This is a genomic window from Microbulbifer sp. MCCC 1A16149 (assembly GCF_050368945.1).
Taxonomy (GTDB): domain Bacteria; phylum Pseudomonadota; class Gammaproteobacteria; order Pseudomonadales; family Cellvibrionaceae; genus Microbulbifer.
The window spans coordinates 1,822,951-1,843,209 of record NZ_CP185959.1 but is presented as its reverse complement, the minus strand read 5'-3'; the positions used below and the strand labels follow the sequence as shown (position 1 = coordinate 1,843,209).

Below are 20,259 nucleotides of genomic sequence, written 5' to 3'. Positions count from 1 at the left end.
GGAACACGATGGGCTAGCTGCTCAAAAATGCAGCTAACCCATTGAAGTTCTTAAAAAAATTGCCTGCGCACTTGTACCCGCAAAACAGCTCGGTATAATGCGCAGCACAATTTGGTGGGGTGGCTGAGTGGTCGAAAGCGGCGGTCTTGAAAACCGTTGACTGTAACAGGTCCCAGGGTTCAAATCCCTGCCCCACCGCCATACAAAAGAGCCCGGCTTTATGCCGGGCTTTTTTATGCCTGGCGGGTTGGGTTATGTGGATCCTCCCCGTCCAAACCGGAGCAATCGACGGCTTCTTTTCCCCAGCGTCTAGATCAAGGTTGCTAACGCGGCCCGCACACCTCGAGTTACAAATTCCCCTCCAACTCATCAGCAACCAACACAGGGGTTATGCGGATATCCGCATTCAGTGCGGCAAACAATGGCTCGTTGTACTGAACCAGTTTTGCCTGGTCGCTCTCGTCGAAGATAAAAATTGCGGCGCGCTTTCCTTCGGAAACAAAAAAATAGGCGGCTTCTGGTTTCGCCAGGTCGGAGAATTTCTTCATTGCTGCCGCCATGGTTCCATCAGCAACTGCGTTGTTGCCCTTTTCGACAGGAATGAGGATTTGCATCATCAAGCGCATGGGATATCCCCCAGAATAAAATTTCAGTGTATACAGCGCGGCCAACCGGGTGAGGAAATGCACCCCATATATACCAACACACCAATTTTCACGTCACTCCCACCATCCCCGGGGGGAACATTATCTAGTTTCCGCCGATACTCATGGGAGAAATGAATGGCACAACCGATATTCCCAATGCACCGCCCCTGGTCGACACTGATAGCATCCTGTCGTTTGCTGTCGCGCTTGGTCTCGGTCTGTTAATCGGGCTGCAGCGCGAGCGCACCAGTGACCGCATGGGCGGTATCCGGACCTTTCCCCTGATCGCGCTATTTGGAGCGTTAACCGCGGACCTGAGCCGCAACCCGGGCATGGGCTGGCTGATGCTAACAGGTCTGATTGCGATGACCGTACTCATCCTGCTCGGCAATTTGGACCGTTTGCGCGGTAACGACGACCACACCGGTATCACGACGGAAGTGAGCGCCTTGCTGGTCTATCTGCTCGGCGCATTTCTCGTACTGGGTGACAAAACTATTGCGGTGATGATCGGCGGCACTATCGCGGTGTTACTGCACTTCAAGCCGGGTATGCACGCCTTCGTCAAAAAGCTCTCGGACAAGGATCTCCGCTCGATCATGCAGTTCGCCGTGCTGTCGCTGATCATCTTGCCCATATTGCCCAACCGCACCTTCGGCCCCTATGACGTTCTGAACCCTTTCGCCATCTGGCTACTTGTGGTGCTTATTGTGGGCATCGGCCTGGGCGGGTATGCGGTGTACAAGATCGTCGGCGCCAGGGCCGGCACTCTCGTGAGTGGATTGATTGGCGGGCTGATCTCTTCGACGGCCACTACCGTCACCTACGCCCGACTGGCGCGAACCCAGCAGAAGGCCGCGCCGCTCGCCGCACTGGTGATCCTGATCGCGTCCACCAGCATGTTTATCCGTATGTTCGTGGAAATCGCCGTGGTTGCCCCACGCCAGTTTGCCGCCTTCCTGCCACCGCTCGCGCTGCTGTTTGCCATCAGCCTGTGTGTGTGCGGCTTTGCATTCATTCGTATTCAGCACCGCGAAAACACTATGCCGGAACCGGGCAACCCCGCGGAACTGAAACCGGCACTGATTTTTGGCGCGCTGTATGCACTGATATTACTGGCGATCGCCGCGAGCAAGGAGTATTTCGGCAACCGCGGTATCTATGTAGTGGCACTGATCTCGGGGTTTACCGATGTGGATGCGATTACCCTGTCCTCTGCCAATCTCGCCAACGCGGGCGCAATGCCGGTAGATACGGCCTGGCGTGCGATGGTGATTGCGAGCCTCGCCAATCTGGCTTTCAAGGTGGGTGCGGCAGGGTTTCTCGGCGGGCTTCCATTGTTGCGCGGGGTGTTGGCGCTGTTTTCCATTCCGTTTGTCGCCGGCCTCGCAGTACTCTGGCTGTGGACATAGCGGAATTCAAAATATCGCGCCAGTTCACCTATTACGGATGGGAATATAAAAGCGATTATGTAGACACACCCGTCACCCCGTTGGCTAGGCTTAAGGAGTACAAACTTATCGACCCGAATTGGCATTATGTAATCCGGCCATCAAATGAGCGGGCCCAGCGGAACAATATGGCGTGAAGTTTTCACCTATCTGGTTGATTGTTATCAGTACCGCCACTGTCGGTGTTGTACTGACGATCCTGCACTATTTTGATCTGGATGACCGCCTCATCGAGTTGATGCAGTGGATGGACACTCTGGGCTGGCAAGCGGGTGTCTGGTTCATTCTGGTTATCGCCCTGGCAATTGTCTTTCTGTTCCCCGGCGTGGTTTTTACCATGGGCGCAGGATTTGTGTTTGGCGTGTTGAAAGGCACTGTCTATGTGGTGCTCGGCACCGTGCTCGGCGCAGCGATCGCGTTCCTGATTTCTCGCTACCTTCTCGGAAAACGCGCCTCCGAGTGGCTCCTGTCAAAAATCAAACCGGCCAACCTGGGCGAAATTCTGCGCGATGAAGGCTGGCGTATGGTCATGCTGACGCGCATGGTGCCACTGTTCCCTTTCAAGCTATCCAATTACTTTTTCGGACTGACGCCGCTCAAATTTCGGGACTTCTGTATCGGGAACTTCATCGGCGTCATCCCCATCACAGTGAACAACGTCTACGTGGGCTCTATCGCCGCAGATTTGGCGAGCATCGGCACAGAACGCAGTACCCGCACGCCCACCGAGTGGACGCTGTACGGCCTGGGGTTTTGTCTGGCCATCATCGCGATTATCGGACTGACCCGCATGGCACGCCGTGCCCTCAACAAGAAAATCGACGAAGGAGAGCTCTGATGCCCTGGATGAAATGGCTTCCCTGGCGGTTTTTCGTACGCAAGTTTGCCACCGCACACGGGTTTCTGGATCCGCTTGCGGTTATGGCCCGACTGCAACGTTTTGCGGAACCTTCGGAAGTCAGCGAACCCATCGAGCTATTGCGAGCGGGGGTAATTTTTCACGCCCGCGCGCTGATGAACAGCAAGGTCATCCAGCACAACCTGGACTGGGTATGGCCCTATTGGATCGAGCGCCAGTTCGACCCGGCGGATGTTTCGTTCATCCCTCGAGCCTTTTCCATCACCCACTGCAACCTCAGCCACCGTAACTGGACCGCAGTCGGCGTACCAGACAGTGAAGAGATGCCGATTGTCGATCCACGCGGATTGCTGATTCCCCACTACGATGGCTGGTCTATAGACAGCTGGGTGATCGGCGACGACGGCTCTGTGCTTTATCCGTCGCAAAGAGACGACGTAGATCAGCAACTGGTGATGGACGAAAAGCTCGGGGTCTCTATAGATACCACCTCGTCCACAGAGTCGGCTGAATTGAAATGCCGCGTATGGGCGGAACTGAGCGAACACAGCAACAACTGCCACATGCAGTTGCGCGCGCAAAACCAGAGCGGTGGCTGGTTGGTGGTATCCCTGCGCCCCTACAACCCCGAGGGGGTCGCCTTCGTCCACAAAGTAGTGCTCGGTGACAACCGGGATCAGTGGCTGGTAGACGGGCGTAACAAAGTATTGTTCGACCGCCCGGTTGACCGTCACCACGCGTCCGATTATCACCGCGGAGATATCTCCCTCTACCTCCGCGATGAATCCAATGAGATTCACGCGGAATGCGAAGTGGGTATGGCCACAGCCGCAGCGCTATTTCGTATCGAACCCGGTGAAACCGTAGACACACTGTTGACGATTCCGCAGCACTGCAAGCTCAACACGCGCAATGTAAGAACCAGCTGGAAGGAGAACCTGCAGAAGCACTGCGCGATGAGCGTGCCCGACAGTGAAATGCAGTTTCTGTACGATGCGGCGGTACGCACGCTGATTCTGCACTCCCCCCACGATGTGTATCCGGGCCCCTACACCTACAAACGATTCTGGTTCCGCGACGCGGCCTTCATGATCCAATCGCTGATGCACGCCGGATTACTGGACCGTGCCGCACGGGCGTTGGAACGCTTTCCGTCACGCCAGAAACGCAACGGATACTTTCACTCGCAAGATGGCGAGTGGGATTCCAACGGTGAGGCGTTGTGGATTATCGACCAGTACTGCCGAATTACCGGCAACAAACTGAAGCCGGAGTGGCTCGATCCGGTATTGCGTGGCACGCACTGGATTCACAACAAGCGCCAACCCAAAGATGGCAGCCTTACCGGCGGCCTGCTGCCCGCCGGGTTCAGTGCTGAGCACCTCGGCCCTAACGATTGTTATTTCTGGGACGATTTCTGGGGTATCGCGGGGCAGCTTTCCGCGGTAGCCATCTGCAACCGAGAGGGACATACCCAGGACGCGGAGACATTCCAGCATCACGCCGACGACTTTATGCTGACCGTCGACGACGCCCTGCAGAAATGTGCCGCCCGGCTGGACCGACCGGCAATGCCTGCCTCTCCCAAGCGCAGACTCGACGCCGGCGCCATCGGCTCGATTGCCGCTGGCTATCCACTCAAACTCTACCCGGAAAACGACCCGCGCCTGCTCGACCTGGTGGAATTCTTGATGGAAAACTGCTTTGTGTCCGGCGGTTTTTTCCAGGATATGATCCACTCTGGCATCAATGCCTACCTCACCATTCACGTCGCACAGGTACTACTGCGCGCGGGTGACCCGCGCTGTATTGAGCTGATGCGCAATGTAGCCAAGCTCGCATCCCCTACCGGACAATGGCCGGAAGCGATTCACCCGCACTCCTTCGGCGGTTGCATGGGAGATGGCCAACACGCCTGGGCTGCTGCAGAATGGGTGACCATGCAACGCAACTGTTTTGTCCGAGAGGAAGATGACACACTGATACTCGCCTCTGGCCTGCCGCCGGAATGGCTGAGCGATAGCTCTGCGCAAAAGCCCATTCGATTTGGACCTGCGCCGACATATTTCGGAACCATTTCCATCGAAATCATACCGGGGGACAAGCCGCGCATCTCCTGGTCTGGCAAGTGGCACGACGAAGCCCCGCCAATTGAAGTTCGCGCATTCGGTTACCAGCCGGTGATTGTCAAACCCGGCGTTGAGATGTTGGAGCTGCAACCCAAGTGAACATAGTGATGCTCACCAACACCTACCTGCCCCATGTGGGCGGAGTGGCGCGTTCCGTGAAAGCGTTTTGCGATGAATACCGCAAACGCGGGCACCATGTGCTGGTGGTAGCGCCGGAATTTTCCGAGAAAATCGCCAACGAAAAAGACGTAGTGCGCATCCCGGCGATCCAGAATTTTAACGGCAGCGATTTTTCCGTCGCCCTGCCCCTCTCTGGCGAGCTTACCGAGCGGCTGGACTTTTTCGAGCCGGACCTGGTGCACTCGCACCACCCCTTTCTGCTGGGCATGACTGCCCTCCGTATAGCCCGCAGTCGCGAACTACCGCTAATTTTTACCCATCACACTCTGTACGAGCGTTATACCCACTACGTTCCGGCAGACTCGGAAGCGCTGCGACGCTTTGTGATTGAACTGGCTACCCGCTACGGCAACCTTGCCAGCATGGTGTTCGCGCCCAGTGAGAGCGTGGCGGACCTGCTGCGGGAGCGCGGCGTCAAATCCCCGATTCAGATCGTACCTACCGGGGTAAAACTCGAAGACTACCAGCACGGCAATGGCAGGGTCGCGCGCGAACAATACGGCATTCCCGAAAAGGCTTTTGTCATCGGCCACCTGGGCCGTCTTGCGGAAGAAAAGAACCTCGGATTTTTATCCGAAGCGGTACTCGAGGTGATGAAGCGCAATGAAAACGTCCATTTTCTCGTGGTCGGCACCGGTCCCATCCAGGACCAGATACGAAACCTGTTTGATGAGCATGAGCTGGGCCACAGACTGCATCTGACTGGCACCCTGCAGGGTCAACCACAGAGCGATGCCTACAGTGCCATGGATGTCTTCGGCTTTGCATCCACCAGCGAAACCCAGGGAATGGTGCTGACCGAAGCCATGGCTGCAGGGATACCGGTAGTGGCGCTGGATGCCAGTGGGTGCCGCGAGGTCGTCGAGGACCGGATCAACGGCCGCCTGATCCTCCAGCACAGTACCCGCGAACTGATCGGTGGCCTTCAATGGGTACACGATCTCACCAAAGCGGAGTACCAGCAGCTCTGCCAGGCCGCGCGTGAAACTGCTGAACGCTTCTCTATGGAAAACTGCGCCTCGGCCGCACTCAATCACTATCAATCGCTGGTCCACCAGCACTGGCCGCTGGACGACTCCCTGTACGCCCAATGGATGCGCCTGCGTAACATGATCGGTGCACAGTGGGAAATCATCGAAGGTGTCACTGGTGCCGCCAGCGCCGCGCTGGATCCGGATCACTCCGGCAAAAGCCACCTGCAATAACACCGACAACCCCGGAATGGAATTGGACTGCTCCCCATGATGACCCGTATCGAGAGCACCCTGCGCCGTTGGCGACGCCGGATCAGCCGCAGCGAGTGGCTGGCGCGGATGCTCAAGTTACAGATCAATGAACGGGATCCGGATGCCCCGGCACTGGTACTCATCCAGATTGACGGCCTCGCCCGCCCCCAGCTCGACAAGGCGCTGGCGGACGGGAAAATGCCGTTTCTGAAAAAACTTATCCAGCGCGAGCACTACCACCTGGATCACATGTACTCGGGGGTGCCCGCAACCACACCCGCAGTGCAGGCGGAGATTTTTTACGGGGTAAAAGCGGCGGTTCCCGCATTCGGTTTCATGTCCACCGAATCCCAGGAAATGCTGCGGATGTACGAATCCAATGCAGCCAACATGGTGGAGAAAAAGCTCAGCGATGCGGGCCATGAGCCGCTGCTGAAACAGGGCAGTTGTTATGTGAGCGTGTTCCGTGCCGGCGCGGAAAATGACGAGGCGCACTTCTGCCCCGCTTCCACTGGCTGGGGCCCCTCCCTGAAAGAAGCCGGGCCGCTCGCCCTAATCGTTCTGTTACTTGCCAACCTGTGGAGCCTGATCCGTACCGGCGCACTGCTGCTTCTCGAGCTGGTGCTTTCGGTGGTGGATTTTTTTCGCGGGCTCACCGATGGCGAGGACTTCCTGCGCGAACTGATGTTCATCCCCACCCGAATCGCCATCACGATTCTGATGCGGGAGCTCTCTACCGTGGGCGTGAAAATTGATATCGCCCGCGGACTGCCAGTGATCTATATCAACCTGCTGGGCTACGACGAGCAATCCCACCGGCGCGGCCCGAGCTCCAAGTTCGCCCACTGGACACTCAAGGGCATCGACGATGCTATTGCCCGCATCTGGCGCGCCGCCCACCGCTCTTCCCGCAGACACTACGACGTCTGGATTTATTCCGACCACGGGCAGGAAGACAGCCTCCCCTACGAAACTCTGCACGGACGCAGCTTTGCCGACGCCGTCAGCAAGGCTCTGTCCGACCTGCCACAAAATCCCAGCGGCTACGTCTCCAGTAGCGATCGCGGTGTTCAGCTGCAGCGGGTGCGATTGTTCGGTGGCCAATGGGTGCAGAAGCTGTTTCCCATCGAGGATCCGGACGAGCGCGTCGAAGGCAAGGCGCCGATGGCACTCTCTGCCATGGGACCGCTGGCACTGCTTTACAACATTCACTGCCAGGGTACGCCAGCCGCCGAAATCGCCCGGCTACTCGTCGAGAAAACCCATGCTCCCATGGTGCTGTACGAAGACAAGTCCACCACCGAGACGGGGCCCGACGGCGAACCAGTTACCAAGGTGCGCGGTTGGTGGCGACATGGCGCCATCTCACTACCGGAGGATGGCCACAAGGTAATGGGCTGCGAGCATCCTTTCGCGGAGGAAGCGGTCGAAGATCTGGCCAACCTGTGCCGGCATCCCGATGCCGGCGATTTCGTGGTCAGTGGTTGGTGCGCGGGCCATGAAAGTATCAGCTTCGCGATTGAAAGCGGCAGCCATGGTGGCGCTGGCCCGAACGAGACCCACGCATTTGCGCTGATGCCCGGGGATATTCATTTTCCCGAAAACGGACTGGGCCACTGGCGCCCCAAGGATATCCGCAACGCGGCACTGGCTTTCCTCAAGGCGCAACCGGCACAAGAGCTAAAATCACCACCGGCGGTCAGCGTCGGAGCCAATACGGTGCAGCCTGCAACAACAACGGAAAGTCCCCTGCCCGCAGAGCCAAAACGCCACGACAGTGAAGAAACGTCAGCGACGTACGCACCGTTAAGTGCCAGTAAAAACCTTCGGGTGATGACCTACAACGTGCATATCTGCAAGGGAATGGATGGCAAGCTTTCCCCTGAGCGCATCGCCCGGGTGATTGCCCGTTACTCACCGGATGTAGTGGCACTGCAGGAAGTGGACGTACGCAGAAAGCGTACCGGGGGCATTGATCAGGCGCACCAGATCTCACAAATGCTGTCCATGGACTGCCACTTTCAACCGGCCATGCATATGGAAGACGAGCGTTATGGGGACGCAATCATGTCACCCCACCCACTGAGGCTGGTGCGCAAGGATATCCTGCCCGGGCCAGCAGAACGCTCGATCCACTACGGGCGCGCAGAACCTCGCGGCGCACTGTGGATGGAACTGGATTTTCACGGCACGCCGGTGCAGCTATTCAATACCCATTTGGGGTTGAGCAAGGGAGAGCGGCTGCGGCAGGTGGACGCCTTGCTCGGCACGGGCTGGATGGGCAATCCAAACTGCTCGCGGCCGCGCATTCTGATGGGAGACTTCAATGCCCTGCCCAATTCCGCGGAAATCAAACGCATCACCTGCGTACTCGACGATGTGCAGCTGCAACTGCCCGGTCACAAACCCAAGGGCACCTTTTTCAGCCGCCTGCCAAAGGCCCGCATCGACTATGTGTTTGCCGACGGTGAGCTTGCAGTGAACGGTATCCTGGTTCCCCGCAGCGAACTCACCAGGCTGGCATCAGACCACCTGCCGCTGATCGTCGACCTGAGAGTTCCGGTAAAAATCCGCGACAGCAAGCCATCCCCCTGACGCAGGCCGCACTCCTACTGGAACAGGGAGCGGACTTGCTCCTCGCGGGATGCGCGCATGCCGGCGGTACGCCCTTCCTCGATCGCAATCTCCAGCGGTATGCCATTGCGTGCCCGGTAAATGGCCCAGACCGCCCCGGCCCGGTTGCCACTACCACAATGGAGAAGCAGGGGTGCGGCGTCCCCATCTGCGAGAATTTCTCCCAGGCGGGCAATCTGGGCGTCACTGGGCACCCCTTTATCGATGGGCAGGTTCACGTAGGTCATTCCCGCGCCCTCTACCGCCACACGCTCCTCCTCGGTCCCCTCTTCCGGGGTGCGCAAGTCGATAATGGTGCGAAAGCCCTTGCGCTTCAGGGATTCCACCTGCGCAAGATCTATACTGCCTCCAGTGGCCAAATACGGGCGCATGCGATTGTAATTCATGACTTCCGCCCCCATATTGTCACCAAAGGGCACCTGTGCGGCGTCCGTCTCCGCCATTGTCATTGGAACAGTGGCTGCGACAGCCACCAAAGACAGTGCGAACAGCGTTTCAAGCAATTTCATTTTCAGTACTCCTGTTTGTGCGCTATTTTGCCCCAACTATTTGAGGATCGTCGAACCCAGTGCCTACTTGAAGGTCTAATGCGCTGGCTATATGATCCCGAGAGATTTTATATTCACTAGCAGGAGACGCTAATGCAGCCCGAAGTCTATACACACTCTGGAGCGCTGGACCGCTCGGAGTCCGCCAAAGTATTGCGCAACACTTACGCTCTGCTGGCAATGACTGTTCTATTCAGCGCAGTCACTGCTGGTGTATCCATGGCTATCGGCATGGGCCGCGGCATGAGCCTGATCTGCTCCATCGCAGCCATTGTCCTGGTCTGGTTTGTTCTGCCACGTACCGCCAACTCTGCATCCGGCGTGGGCGTTGTATTCGCATTCACCGGCCTGCTGGGCGCCTCTCTCGGCCCGATGCTCAACCACTATGTTGGCCTGGCCGGCGGTGGCCAGATCGTCATGCAGGCACTGGGTACCACTGCGCTGATCTTCTTCGCACTGTCTGCCTATGTGCTGACTACCCGCAAAGACTTCAGCTTCATGGGCGGTTTCCTGTTCGTGGGCCTGATCGCGGTACTGGTATGCGCCCTCGGCCTGATGATAGCCAGCTTCTTCGGCGTTCACCTGCCGCTGGCCAGCGTTGCCCTGAGCGGCGTGATTGCGCTGCTGTTCTCCGGTTTCATCCTGTATGACACCAGCCGCATCGTAAATGGCGGTGAGACCAACTACATCATGGCCACCACCTCCCTGTACCTGAACATCCTGAACCTGTTCACCAGCCTGCTGCACATCTTCGGTTTCGCTTCCGACGACTGATCAGCCCGCTGAGCAAGTTCACACAGTGCCCCGCTCCGCGGGGCATTTTTTTATCGGTAACGCCCAAACATGCAATTCACTCTCGTCGTCTACGGCGCACCCCATGCTTCCGGAGGTGCTAACACCGCACTGCGCTTCGCACGCGCTGCGCTTGCCTCTGGACACGGTATCTACCGGGTATTCTTTTACGGCGATGGCGTACATAACGGCAGTGCGTTGGTGGCGCCACCACAGGATGAGCAGGACCTGCTGTCCCAGTGGCAGGATTTAAAAATCGCGCACGACCTGGACTTGACGATCTGCATCGCCGCCGCCCAGCGTCGCGGCGTGCTGAGCGCCAGTGAAGCATCCCGCCTGGAAAAACCCTCTGGTAACCTGGCCGATGGTTTTGAGCTGGCTGGTCTTGGCCAGCTCGCCGAAGCTGCCGCGGTCAGCGACCGTATCGTGACGTTTGGAGGCTGACCCATGGCACAAGGTAAAACGCTACTGGCACTGTGCCGTCACGCGCCTTATGGCAACGCGACCGCCCGTGAAGGGCTGGAAGCCATCCTCGCCTGTGCCGCTATGGACCAGGTCCCCGAAGTGCTGTTCATTAACGACGGCGTCTTGCAGCTGCTGGAGCAGAACCCGAAAGCCATTGGCGAAAAAAGCCTGCGCAGGAACCTGCAGGCATTGCCGATGTTCGGAGTGGAAACGCTACACGTGTGCCGCCGGAGCCTGGAAGCGCGCGGCATCTCACTCGATAACATTGATATACCCGGTGCCGAGCTCGCGTTGCTGGACAATCCAGGCCCCTATATCGCCAGCTTCGATCAGGTTTTGAGCTTTTGAAATGACTCTGCATATCGTTAGCCAGTCCCCCTTTTCCGGGAGTGCCCTCAATGACTGTCTCGCAGCCTTCACTGAAGGTGATGCACTGCTGCTCATTGAAGACGCCGTCTACGCCGCCAATGGTCCGACGCTCACACAGCTGAAGGGCAAATCGGTGTACTGCTTACAGCCAGATGCGGTCGCACGCGGAATACCGGTTGACTCGGCAATAGAAGCCATCGACGAGACACGCTGGGTTACCCTTTGCACTGAACACAACCCGATCGTCAGCTGGTTCCGGTGACACGACAATGAACAGTTTTGTAATTGAAGGCCGTGAAATCCCATTGGACAAAGAGGGATTCCTTCGCAACCTGGAAGACTGGAGCCCCGAGGTCGCCAGAGCCCTCGCGGTCCAGGAAGGTATCGAGCTCACCGATGACCACTGGGATGTCATCCACTTACTGCAACAATTCTACAAAGAGTTTGAACTGTCGCCGGCCATGCGTCCGCTGGTCAAATACATTGGTCAGCATTTGGGGCCAGACAAAGGCCGCAGTATATTCCTGATGCAATTGTTTCCCCCTAGCCCCGCCAAGATCGGCAGCAAGATTGCTGGGCTGCCGAAGCCAACCAACTGTCTCTGAGGATAGGGTTCGGCCTACGCACTGGTCGCGGATTACTGGCTATCGGCTATTGCCGCTTTGCAGTCCAAGTAGGCCGGGCAATAAATCCAGCGCATCTCTGCGCGCATCATTCCAGATATGTGCAAAGCTGATGCGCAGGCAATTTCTGAACTGGCCCGACGCCGAAAACAGAGGCCCGGGCGTGATTACAACGCCCTGCTCCAAGGCTTTCGGATATACCTCGAGCGTATCCACGGTAGAAGGCATTTCCGCCCAGACGGCCAGCCCGCCCTGAGGCACACCGACACGGACCTGGCCAGGCCAGCGACCCAGCATGGCGACAAGTTGGTCCCGTTGTTCTCGTAAGCCGTTACGCTGACGGCGCAAATGCGTTGCGTAACCGCCATCGGCCATAAATTCGGCAACGCCCTGCTGCAAAGAGCGACTGCTGGCCAACTGAGTCACCAGTTTGAGCTGAAGAATTCGCTCGTGCCAACGCCCCCCGGAAATCCACCCCAGCCTCAAATCCCGCGAAAGGCTCTTGGAGAATGAGCTGCAGAGAATCACCCTGCCTTCATCATCCAGCGCCTTGAGCGGGTCGGGAACCGGGCCGAATGCCGTATCCGCATAAATATCGTCTTCAATGACGGCCAGATCGTATTGATCCGCAAGCCCCAGCAGGCGCCGCTTGGCAGATTCCGGCATCAAGGCACCGCCGGGTGTCGCAAAGGCAGGGGAAACAATACAGGCACGCACCTTCCAGCGTTTGAGTACCTCCTCGAGCGCGTCAATATCCATCCCCGAATTATTATTCCCGGTGGGGACCTCGATTACCTGTAACTCCAGGTGCTCGATCAGTTGCATCACGCCGTAGAAACCGGGAGATTCGACGGCAACGACGTCACCGCGCTTGCAACTCGCCATCAATGCAAGAAATAACGCATTCTGGCAACCGGAGGTGATACACAACTGTTCGGGCTCCACCCGCCAGCCGCGCCGGCACAAGTGCAATGCCAGTTGCGCTCGCAGCCCCTGGTCACCTGCAGGTTCATCGTAATATTGAAAGCTGCCCTGTGCCGGGCGCCTTAACGCCCGCCCGATTGCGCGGTTCAAAGCAACAATGCCCGGTGGAAGGTCACCGCAGCGCAGTTCTGGCAGCAGGTCAAAGGCCGCGCTCCTTCCCATGATGTCCAGCAGCAGGTCACTGACAGAGACCGGTCGCGGGGCCTCGATGCGCGCCCGGCTCAGGGGTTGCCCAAAGTCGGACGAACGGACAGAGACGAAGTAGCCAGCCTTGGGGCGAGCCTCCACCAATCCGCGCACTTCAAGGCGCTGTAGCGCATGTTGCACCGTTGCCTTGGACAGGCCCCGCTCACGGCAAAGCGTTCGAATTGAAGGCAGACGCTCGCCCTCACGCCAGCGCAGCTCCGTGATGCATCGTTCCAGCCAGGATTCCAGCTCTTGATAACGATAAGCGTCCGACAAATTGATGCTCCCTCAGCAAGCTCAAATCCAAATCTGTACCTATTATATTTATTTTTTTTACCCCTGACCCTACCAACCACTTCCAAGTACTCTGCCGCCCGTCAGACTTCTAGCGGATCAGTCACTATGGAAAAAATTCCTGCAGTACAGGACTACACCCCTTTGCCTAACCCGGATGGAAAATTCCACGTCCGGCTTACCGAGGGCCGCTTCCAGAATTTGCGCCGATTCACCAGCTGGCCATTACTCGCCCTATTTTTCGGATTGGTTTGGGTGCAGTTCGACGGTGAGCCGTGGTTACTGTTTTCATTGGAGCAGCGCCGCATTGTCCTGTTTGGCAGCGCCTTTTCCTGGCGAGATCTGCCGCTGCTTGCCGGTTTACTGATTGCCAGTGCAAGTTTGCTGTTTTTTATTGCCGTCGCCTGGGGCCGGGTCTGGTGTGGATTTGCCTGCCCACAAACTATCTGGACCTGGATATTCATCCGTATTGAAGATTTGACGGAGGGCAAGGCGAACAGGAGGGCCCGCGAAGCCGGCACGCCTTTTACCCGTTATCGCTTGGCGCGACGGATCGTCAAGCACGCCTTGTGGATACTGCTCGCCCTCGCGACTGCTGTTACCTTCACGGGATATTTCATTCCAGTCCGCGAAATCTTTGCAGACAGCATGCAGTTCCAGCTCTCGCCGGCGACCGCTGGCTGGATACTCACGATGGCTGGCCTGACGTATGCCAATGCCGGGCTGGTACGCGAAAAGATCTGCCTGCACGCGTGCCCGTACGCACGCTTCCAGAGCGTCATGTTTGACCGCGATACCCGAACGGTCACCTACGATGTCCACCGCGGAGAACCCCGCGCAAATCTACGCAAAGCTGATACACAACGCGGTGATTGTGTGGATTGCGGGCTCTGTGTTCAGGTATGCCCGGCGGGCATAGATATTCGGGAAGGCTTGCAGGCTGCGTGCATCGATTGCGGTGCCTGTATTGATGCGTGCGACAAGGTCATGCAGAAACTGGATCGCCCCAAAGGGCTGATCCGTTTCGCTTCGGAAGCGCAGCTGACGGGAAAAAGAAGCCAGCTGATACGTCCCCGGCTCGCGGGGTACGGCGCGGTGACGCTCTGTGCGATGGCCAGCGTCCTCTACGGGTTCACCGACACAACCCGCCTGCTGGTGGAGATCCGGCGCGATCGCGACGCGCTGTTTACACGGCTGGATCGACACACTGTGTGCAACCATTACCGGGTCAAAGTTGAAGGCTACAGCGAAGCGCAGCGCTTTGTGGAGGTCTCAATTTCCGGGGCCGGCCAGTCTGAACTGTTCGGTGCACGTAAAATTGACCTATTGGAAAACAATGCCAGCTGGCTGCCGTACCGCGTTTGCCTCCGAGATCCGGGGCCCGCCAAGCGGGAATTTACCTTCAATTTCGTCAGTGGCGACGTGTCCACGGCGAAAACAACCACTTTTCTCGCCCGGTCTTTCTAGCCGGAGCGAAAACTTCGGTTACTTTAGGCCTGTACGATCACCCGCCGCTTCCCCCGGTGGTGGCGGTGCTCCCACAAATAGATCCCCTGCCAGGTTCCCAGCAGCAGGCGGCCATTTTCCATCGGAATACCCAGGCTACAGGCGGTCAGGGAGGCTTTAATGTGCGCGGGCATATCGTCGGGACCCTCGAGGGTGTGGGTGTACAGGGGGTCATTCTCCGGGACCAGCCGGTTCAGCCAGTTCTCCAGATCGACACGCGCGCTGGGGTCGGCATTTTCCTGAATCAGCAGACTGGCAGAGGTGTGCTGGATAAACAGGGTGCAGAGCCCGCTGCCGAAGAGATTCTGACCAGCCAGCCAGTGGTTCACCTCATCCGTAAATTCGTGCAATCCCTGCCCGTTCACTACTATTTCCAGCTTTCCCAGTGCCATTTCGCTCTTCCTCTCACATCAAATCACAACCGTTTATCTGGAGGCCGCATCCGCTATAATTCGCGCCCCGACGATCGTACACCGAAATTCAGTCACATACCCCTGCAACAGATACGGCTCAGCACATGGCTCTTCACCGCGTAAATACTGACGACTACCAGCAGCAACTGGACCAGAAGGTGGACCGCCTGCGCGGGGCCTTCTCGCCGTTTACCAGCCTGGCGCCGGAAGTATTCCCCTCCCCACCCAGCCACTACCGCCTGCGCGCGGAATTCAAAATGTGGCAGGAAGGCGGCCGCGTGGATTACGCCATGTACAAGCAGGGCGAGTACAAAAAGCCGTTTGTGATCCAGGAGTTTACCGTCGGCTCCCGCCGTATCAATGCGCTGATGCCGCCACTGCTGGAGGCGGTCAACGATAGTGAAATACTGCGCAAGCGTCTTTTCTGTACCGAATTTCTCACCACCCTGAGCGGGGACGCGCTGATCACCCTGATCTACCACAAGCCGCTGGACGAGGCCTGGGAACAGGAAGCGCGGGCCCTTCAGGATCACCTGGGTGTGCCGATTCTCGGGCGCTCACGCAAGCAAAAGCTGGTGCTGGAGCGGGATTACGTGATCGAAAAACTCGAAATCGACGGGCGCAGCTACCAGTACAAGCAGGTGGAAGGCAGCTTCACCCAGCCCAACGGCGACATCTGCGGCTCCATGATCCATTGGGCAAGAAGCTGCTGCGAAGATGCTGAAGGAGACTTGCTCGAACTCTATTGCGGCAACGGTAATTTCACCATTCCGCTGGCAGAAAAGTTCCGTAAAGTGCTGGCCACAGAAATTTCCAAGGTGTCGGTGAACGCCGCACAGGAAAACATTGCGGCAAATGGCGTGGACAATCTGGATATCGTGCGCCTGTCGAGTGAGGAGTTCACCCAGGCCATTGATAAGGTGCGCCCTTTCCGCCGCCTGAAAGACCTCGATCTGGACAGCTACGATTTCTCGACCGTACTGGTCGACCCACCCCGAGCCGGACTGGATGCGGACACCTGTGCGATGATCGCGCGTTTCCCGCGTATCCTGTACATTTCCTGCAACCCGCAGACCCAGCTGGAAAACCTAGAGGAACTGACCAAAACCCACAAGGTGGAGCGCTTCGCGATTTTCGATCAGTTCCCCTACACAGACCACACCGAGTCCGCGGTGCTGCTGGTCAGACGGTAAATCCCTCGCTCAGAATTTGCGGCCGAGAATCCGCTTGGCCGCGTCCAGGGCAAAATCCCGGTACTCAGACTCGACCCGGGCCATTTCTTTTTCGAACGCAAACTTTTCCTTGCGCGACAGTTTTTTCCAGTCTTCCAGGATCGGAATATGGCTGGTCTTGTCCGCCACCTGGTAAAACGCCACGAACTCTTCCTTCACCGACGACTCAACTTGCAGGGAGTCGAGCAATACACGGATTCGCAGAGAGGCTTCGGTCAACCCTACCCCCTCATCCAGCAGCGTCTTGGCGATAATCTGGATACTGGTATTCACCCGGCCACGCTGTTCTTCCGCGGCTACCTCCAGCTCCTCGAGCTGCTGCGCCTGACGCTTGCGCGCCTTGCGGAGTTCCAGGCAGTAGTAGGTCGCCACTGCGGAAAGCACAAAGATAATCAAACCGGCAATTACCAGTATCCATACGGGTACTTCAGTCATGGGAGATACACCTTCAACAACGCCAGCCCGAGGCTCGCGGTAACAATAGAAAACAATGTACTGATCGCAATAATATTGGCCGCCAGCTGGCTGTTACCGCCGAGCGCGCGCGCCATGATAAATGACGCCGAGGCCGTTGGCGCGGCCGCGAGCAGCAGCAGAATCGCCAGCGCCTGACCATTGAGCTGGAACAACAGCCCTACCCCGACCAGCACCACCGGCACGATCAACAGCTTGAACGCACTGGCCGCAAATGCGCCGAAGGAACTGCGCCGCAGCATACTCAGGTCAAGGCTCGCGCCGATGCACAACAGCGCCAGCGGCAGCGTTACCGAAGCCAGGTAGTCGCCTGTCTGTACGATCATTTCCGGCAACCTGAGACCCACTGCTTTGGCTACCAACGCCAACACAATGGCCACAATCAGCGGGTTGCGCAGAATATCCTTGCCCAGTTTTTTCCAGCTGAACTTCGCTTTCTGGCTGTACACGGCAAACAATGCCACCGCGGCAATGTTGTAGAAAATGGTGATTACTGCCATCAACAGCGCTGCCTGCGCCAGCCCGGATGGTCCGTAAGCATTTGCCGCCCAGGCCAGGCCGATAATGCCGAGATTGCCGCGAAAGGCGCCCTGAATAAACGCACTGCGGTCGCCGTGCTCCAGCGGTCGTGCCGCCAGCCAGGCCAGTGGCACCGTCAATACGGTACCGATCAACCCCGCCAGCAACAACGGCCACTCATCCCCCAGGCGGGCATCGGATCCGAAGATATTGAAAAACAACAGCGCCGGCAGCGTCACCAGAAACACCAGCCTGGACGCGTCGTCGACAAAGGATTCACTCAGCAGGTTGACCCGCGCCAGCCCGTAACCCACCAGCAGCGTCAGGAAAATCGGCGCGGTGACCGACAGCGCAAAGGAGAATGTAGCGGCGATGGTATCCAAGGGTTATTCCGCTTCCGTTTCGGCAACTGCGGACGCTTCCGCCGGTTCCTGCTCCGGGGCTGGCAGCTTGTGGCTGTCCTCCGCTTTTTCCCGCAGGTCGGCAGCGATCTGCTTGCGGGTCTTGGCACCGAGCTTGCGCAGGCTGTCGATCCGTTTAACCGCATTGCCACGGCCCGTAGCAAGGCGTTTGTAGGTTTCTTGGAAGGCCTCGTCCGCTTGGCGGATACGGCCGCCGAGGTTATCGAGGGACTCGAGTACCAGCGCGAACTGGTCGTGCAGCTTGCCCGCCTCGTCGGCGATTTTTTCCGCGTTTTTGTTCTGTTTCTCGTAGCGCCAGATATTTTCTACCGTACGCAGGGTCGCCATCAGGCTGGTGGGGCTCACCAGCACGATCTGTCGCTCATAGGCGTAGCGGAACATTTCCGGATCCGCCTGCATGGCCAGCATGTACGCCGCCTCGATGGGCACGAAAATGAAGACGAAATCGAGGGTGCGCACGCCCTCGAGCTGCTCGTAGGCTTTCTTGTTCAGACCGGTGATATGCGCGCGCAGGGAATTGACATGCTGCTTGAGGGCCTGGGCCCGCTCCTCATCCGTTTCCGCGGACGCGTAGCGCTCGTAGTCCACCAGGGAGACCTTGGAATCGATGATCAGGTCTTTGTTTTCGGGCAGGCGCACGATCACGTCGGGCTGGCGACGGCGGCCATCGGCGGTACTGTCCTTGAGGGAAACCTGGGTCTCGTACTCCCGCCCTTTCTGCAGGCCGGATTCCTCGAGCAGACGCTCCAGCACCACTTCGCCCCAGTTGCCCTGAATCTTGCGATCCCCCTTGAGTGCGGACGTCAGGTTCAGGGCCTCGTCACTGATGCGCTGGGTCTGCTCGCGCAGGGCCTTGATCTGGCCCAGCAGGCTGTTGCGTTCTGCGTTCTCGCGATCGTAAACGTGCTCCACCCGCTTGCGGAAATCCCCCAGCTGGCGCTCCAGCGGGTCGAGGCTTTTGCGCAGACTGTCTTCACTGCGGCGCACGAACATCTGCTGCTTTTCCTCGAAGATGCGGTTGGCGAGGTTTTCGAACTGCTGAGTCATGGACGCTCGCGTCTGTTCCAGCTGCTGTTTCTGTTCCGCCAGCGTGGCCTCGCTTCTCTCCACCAGCACCTGATAGCGCGCCAGCTGCTGGGATTTGCCGGCCAGCTCGTCCCGCAGCTGCTGGATTTCCAGTCCCTGCTGGGTCTCGCGCTCGCGGCCGGCTTCCTGCTGTGCCGCCAGCACCTGCTGCTCACTGCGCAGCGACTGCAGCTGACTGACCAGACGGGACCTGCCCGCCCAGAACACCAGCAGCACCAGCGCCAGAACGGCAACACCGGCGAGAATGGCCTGTTCGAGGGAGATTTGCAGGGGAAACCAGGTCATAAAAAATCACTTAAACTTATTACAGGGCACCGGCTGAGGTATTCTTGCCGGTCAGCAGTCCGTATCGGGAGACAGTTTTTTACATGCCTAAAGGAAGCGGCCATTCTAACAAGGCGCCCAGTGCATTGATATTCGATTCCGGCGTCGGTGCCATCAGTATTGCGCGGGAGATCCGTCGCCAGATACCCAGCCTGACCCTGCACTTCGGTATCGACAACGGTTTCTACCCCTACGGCAACAAGTCTGAAGACGCGCTGCGCCCGCGCATCGTGGAAGTCGCCAGCCATATGATGGCCGCCTGCGAGGCGGATATCCTCGTGGTCGGCTGCAATACCGCCAGTACCCTGGCCCTGCCCTCCCTGCGAGAAGTACTGGACCAGCCCGTTGTCGGCGTTGTGCCCGCTATCAAGCCCGCTGCTGCCGCCAGCTGCTCCGGCACCATCGCGCTGATCGCGACGGAAGGCACCGTCAACCGCCGCTATACCCGCGAGCTGATCGACGAGTTTGCCAACGGCAACCGGGTCATCAACGTGCCGGCACCGGAGCTGGTAGCGCTGGCTGAGGCCAAACTGCGCGGCGAGCCCGTTGACCCCGCCGACCTGGCCCCGGTTATCGAACGTATCTTTGCCGGACCGGATGGCGACACGGTAGACACCGCGGTGCTCGCCTGTACCCACTTCCCCCTGCTGCGGGATGAACTCGCTGCGGCCGCACCGCGCCCCCTGACCTGGCTGGATTCCGGCGATGCTATCGCCCGGCGGGTGCGCTGGTGGCTTGAGGAGCTGAATATCCCTCTGTCCGAAACACCGGGGAACAGCCTGCTACTCACCAGCAGCAGCGAAAACCACAGCGCAATCCAGCGGGCCTTCTCGGAATTCAACCCTGAATACCGCACTACCGCCATCCCGGTTAGACTGTAAGCCCGCGCCTTCGCG

The 20,259-nt window shown here is 58.3% G+C and carries 20 protein-coding genes and 1 tRNA gene; 14 read left to right on the top strand and 7 right to left on the bottom strand.

What is annotated here, in order from left to right:
• The first annotated feature begins 113 nt into the window (after positions 1-113).
• Positions 114-201: transfer RNA gene (locus ACONT6_RS07885), tRNA-Ser, on the top strand.
• Between the two features lie 146 nt (positions 202-347).
• On the opposite strand, the gene ACONT6_RS07880 is transcribed toward ACONT6_RS07885, so the two are convergent.
• Positions 348-626 (bottom strand): hypothetical protein, encoded by a 279-nt coding sequence (locus ACONT6_RS07880; RefSeq protein ID WP_428821177.1) that lies wholly within the window; start codon positions 624-626, stop codon positions 348-350.
• Positions 627-778: 152 nt separating this feature from the next.
• Between ACONT6_RS07880 and ACONT6_RS07875 the strand changes: the two genes are divergently transcribed.
• The 5 genes from ACONT6_RS07875 (at position 779) to ACONT6_RS07855 (ending at position 9,087) form a co-directional block, all read left to right on the top strand.
• Complete coding sequence (locus ACONT6_RS07875; RefSeq protein WP_428821176.1) at positions 779-2,059, top strand: MgtC/SapB family protein; 1,281 nt, start codon at positions 779-781, stop codon at positions 2,057-2,059.
• A gap of 172 nt (positions 2,060-2,231) precedes the next feature.
• On the top strand, positions 2,232-2,936 hold the full coding sequence (locus tag ACONT6_RS07870) for a TVP38/TMEM64 family protein (RefSeq protein ID WP_428821175.1): 705 nt from the start codon (positions 2,232-2,234) through the stop codon (positions 2,934-2,936).
• The gene (locus ACONT6_RS07865) at positions 2,936-5,185 is read left to right on the top strand and encodes a hypothetical protein (RefSeq protein WP_428821174.1); all 2,250 of its coding nucleotides are present in this window, start codon (positions 2,936-2,938) and stop codon (positions 5,183-5,185) included. Before ACONT6_RS07870 ends, ACONT6_RS07865 begins: the two co-directional genes overlap by 1 nt.
• Positions 5,182-6,471 (top strand): glycosyltransferase, encoded by a 1,290-nt coding sequence (locus ACONT6_RS07860; protein ID WP_428821173.1) that lies wholly within the window; start codon positions 5,182-5,184, stop codon positions 6,469-6,471. The genes ACONT6_RS07865 and ACONT6_RS07860 overlap by 4 nt, the downstream gene beginning before the upstream one ends.
• A 36-nt stretch (positions 6,472-6,507) precedes the next feature.
• Positions 6,508-9,087, top strand: a complete 2,580-nt coding sequence (locus tag ACONT6_RS07855) for an endonuclease/exonuclease/phosphatase family protein (protein ID WP_428821172.1) — start codon at positions 6,508-6,510, stop codon at positions 9,085-9,087.
• A 14-nt stretch (positions 9,088-9,101) separates the two neighbouring features.
• Here the strand turns inward: ACONT6_RS07855 and ACONT6_RS07850 are convergent, their stop codons facing one another.
• A complete protein-coding gene (locus tag ACONT6_RS07850) occupies positions 9,102-9,635 on the bottom strand; it encodes a fused DSP-PTPase phosphatase/NAD kinase-like protein (protein ID WP_428821171.1) in 534 nt (177 codons plus the stop codon).
• A 132-nt stretch (positions 9,636-9,767) separates the two neighbouring features.
• On the opposite strand from ACONT6_RS07850, the gene ACONT6_RS07845 reads away from it, so the two are divergent.
• The 5 genes from ACONT6_RS07845 (at position 9,768) to ACONT6_RS07825 (ending at position 11,905) form a co-directional block, all read left to right on the top strand.
• Positions 9,768-10,448 (top strand): Bax inhibitor-1/YccA family protein, encoded by a 681-nt coding sequence (locus ACONT6_RS07845; RefSeq protein ID WP_181253248.1) that lies wholly within the window; start codon positions 9,768-9,770, stop codon positions 10,446-10,448.
• Positions 10,449-10,517: 69 nt separating this feature from the next.
• Positions 10,518-10,910, top strand: a complete 393-nt coding sequence (tusD, locus tag ACONT6_RS07840) for a sulfurtransferase complex subunit TusD (protein WP_428821170.1) — start codon at positions 10,518-10,520, stop codon at positions 10,908-10,910.
• Positions 10,911-10,913: 3 nt separating this feature from the next.
• On the top strand, positions 10,914-11,279 hold the full coding sequence (gene tusC, locus ACONT6_RS07835; RefSeq protein WP_428821169.1) for a sulfurtransferase complex subunit TusC: 366 nt from the start codon (positions 10,914-10,916) through the stop codon (positions 11,277-11,279).
• Between the two features lies 1 nt (position 11,280).
• Positions 11,281-11,562 (top strand): sulfurtransferase complex subunit TusB, encoded by a 282-nt coding sequence (gene tusB / locus ACONT6_RS07830; RefSeq protein ID WP_428821168.1) that lies wholly within the window; start codon positions 11,281-11,283, stop codon positions 11,560-11,562.
• A gap of 7 nt (positions 11,563-11,569) precedes the next feature.
• Complete coding sequence (locus ACONT6_RS07825) at positions 11,570-11,905, top strand: TusE/DsrC/DsvC family sulfur relay protein (RefSeq protein WP_428821167.1); 336 nt, start codon at positions 11,570-11,572, stop codon at positions 11,903-11,905.
• Positions 11,906-11,944: 39 nt separating this feature from the next.
• On the opposite strand, the gene ACONT6_RS07820 is transcribed toward ACONT6_RS07825, so the two are convergent.
• Complete coding sequence (locus tag ACONT6_RS07820; protein WP_428821166.1) at positions 11,945-13,369, bottom strand: PLP-dependent aminotransferase family protein; 1,425 nt, start codon at positions 13,367-13,369, stop codon at positions 11,945-11,947.
• Between the two features lie 126 nt (positions 13,370-13,495).
• Between ACONT6_RS07820 and ccoG the strand changes: the two genes are divergently transcribed.
• Entirely contained in the window at positions 13,496-14,854 is a 1,359-nt protein-coding gene (gene ccoG, locus ACONT6_RS07815) for a cytochrome c oxidase accessory protein CcoG (protein WP_428821165.1), read from the top strand.
• 23 nt (positions 14,855-14,877) lie between these two features.
• On the opposite strand, the gene ACONT6_RS07810 is transcribed toward ccoG, so the two are convergent.
• Positions 14,878-15,285: a secondary thiamine-phosphate synthase enzyme YjbQ gene (locus ACONT6_RS07810; RefSeq protein WP_428821164.1), complete on the bottom strand. Its 408-nt coding sequence runs from the start codon at positions 15,283-15,285 to the stop codon at positions 14,878-14,880.
• 125 nt (positions 15,286-15,410) lie between these two features.
• On the opposite strand from ACONT6_RS07810, the gene trmA reads away from it, so the two are divergent.
• Positions 15,411-16,499 carry a tRNA (uridine(54)-C5)-methyltransferase TrmA gene (gene trmA / locus ACONT6_RS07805; RefSeq protein ID WP_428821163.1) on the top strand — a complete coding sequence of 363 codons (1,089 nt, stop codon included), beginning with the start codon at positions 15,411-15,413 and terminating at the stop codon, positions 16,497-16,499.
• 9 nt (positions 16,500-16,508) lie between these two features.
• Here trmA and ACONT6_RS07800 read toward each other — a convergent pair whose 3' ends face one another.
• Genes ACONT6_RS07800 through rmuC form a run of 3 tightly spaced genes read right to left on the bottom strand, consistent with a single transcriptional unit; the run spans position 16,509 to position 19,324 of the window.
• Complete coding sequence (locus ACONT6_RS07800) at positions 16,509-16,973, bottom strand: DUF2489 domain-containing protein (protein WP_428821162.1); 465 nt, start codon at positions 16,971-16,973, stop codon at positions 16,509-16,511.
• A complete protein-coding gene (locus ACONT6_RS07795) occupies positions 16,970-17,914 on the bottom strand; it encodes an AEC family transporter (RefSeq protein ID WP_428821161.1) in 945 nt (314 codons plus the stop codon). Before ACONT6_RS07795 ends, ACONT6_RS07800 begins: the two co-directional genes overlap by 4 nt.
• Before the next feature lie 3 nt (positions 17,915-17,917).
• Complete coding sequence (rmuC, locus tag ACONT6_RS07790) at positions 17,918-19,324, bottom strand: DNA recombination protein RmuC (RefSeq protein WP_428821160.1); 1,407 nt, start codon at positions 19,322-19,324, stop codon at positions 17,918-17,920.
• An 83-nt stretch (positions 19,325-19,407) separates the two neighbouring features.
• Here rmuC and murI point away from each other — a divergent pair, with 83 nt between their 5' ends.
• Positions 19,408-20,244 (top strand): glutamate racemase, encoded by an 837-nt coding sequence (gene murI, locus ACONT6_RS07785; RefSeq protein WP_428821159.1) that lies wholly within the window; start codon positions 19,408-19,410, stop codon positions 20,242-20,244.
• Positions 20,245-20,259 lie beyond the last annotated feature (15 nt).

What these genes read in the sequence shown, in the direction of transcription:
- tusC (WP_428821169.1), top strand. Translation starts at nt 10,914, where the DNA reads ATGGCACAAGGTAAAACGCTACTGGCACTGTGCCGTCACGCGCCTTAT.
- ACONT6_RS07850 (WP_428821171.1), bottom strand. Translation starts at nt 9,635, where the DNA reads ATGAAATTGCTTGAAACGCTGTTCGCACTGTCTTTGGTGGCTGTCGCA.
- ACONT6_RS07845 (WP_181253248.1), top strand. Translation starts at nt 9,768, where the DNA reads ATGCAGCCCGAAGTCTATACACACTCTGGAGCGCTGGACCGCTCGGAG.
- rmuC (WP_428821160.1), bottom strand. Translation starts at nt 19,324, where the DNA reads ATGACCTGGTTTCCCCTGCAAATCTCCCTCGAACAGGCCATTCTCGCC.
- ACONT6_RS07825 (WP_428821167.1), top strand. Translation starts at nt 11,570, where the DNA reads ATGAACAGTTTTGTAATTGAAGGCCGTGAAATCCCATTGGACAAAGAG.
- ACONT6_RS07865 (WP_428821174.1), top strand. Translation starts at nt 2,936, where the DNA reads ATGCCCTGGATGAAATGGCTTCCCTGGCGGTTTTTCGTACGCAAGTTT.
- ACONT6_RS07880 (WP_428821177.1), bottom strand. Translation starts at nt 626, where the DNA reads ATGCGCTTGATGATGCAAATCCTCATTCCTGTCGAAAAGGGCAACAAC.
- tusD (WP_428821170.1), top strand. Translation starts at nt 10,518, where the DNA reads ATGCAATTCACTCTCGTCGTCTACGGCGCACCCCATGCTTCCGGAGGT.
- tusB (WP_428821168.1), top strand. Translation starts at nt 11,281, where the DNA reads ATGACTCTGCATATCGTTAGCCAGTCCCCCTTTTCCGGGAGTGCCCTC.
- ccoG (WP_428821165.1), top strand. Translation starts at nt 13,496, where the DNA reads ATGGAAAAAATTCCTGCAGTACAGGACTACACCCCTTTGCCTAACCCG.
- trmA (WP_428821163.1), top strand. Translation starts at nt 15,411, where the DNA reads ATGGCTCTTCACCGCGTAAATACTGACGACTACCAGCAGCAACTGGAC.
- ACONT6_RS07800 (WP_428821162.1), bottom strand. Translation starts at nt 16,973, where the DNA reads ATGACTGAAGTACCCGTATGGATACTGGTAATTGCCGGTTTGATTATC.
- ACONT6_RS07855 (WP_428821172.1), top strand. Translation starts at nt 6,508, where the DNA reads ATGATGACCCGTATCGAGAGCACCCTGCGCCGTTGGCGACGCCGGATC.
- ACONT6_RS07810 (WP_428821164.1), bottom strand. Translation starts at nt 15,285, where the DNA reads ATGGCACTGGGAAAGCTGGAAATAGTAGTGAACGGGCAGGGATTGCAC.
- murI (WP_428821159.1), top strand. Translation starts at nt 19,408, where the DNA reads ATGCCTAAAGGAAGCGGCCATTCTAACAAGGCGCCCAGTGCATTGATA.
- ACONT6_RS07875 (WP_428821176.1), top strand. Translation starts at nt 779, where the DNA reads ATGAATGGCACAACCGATATTCCCAATGCACCGCCCCTGGTCGACACT.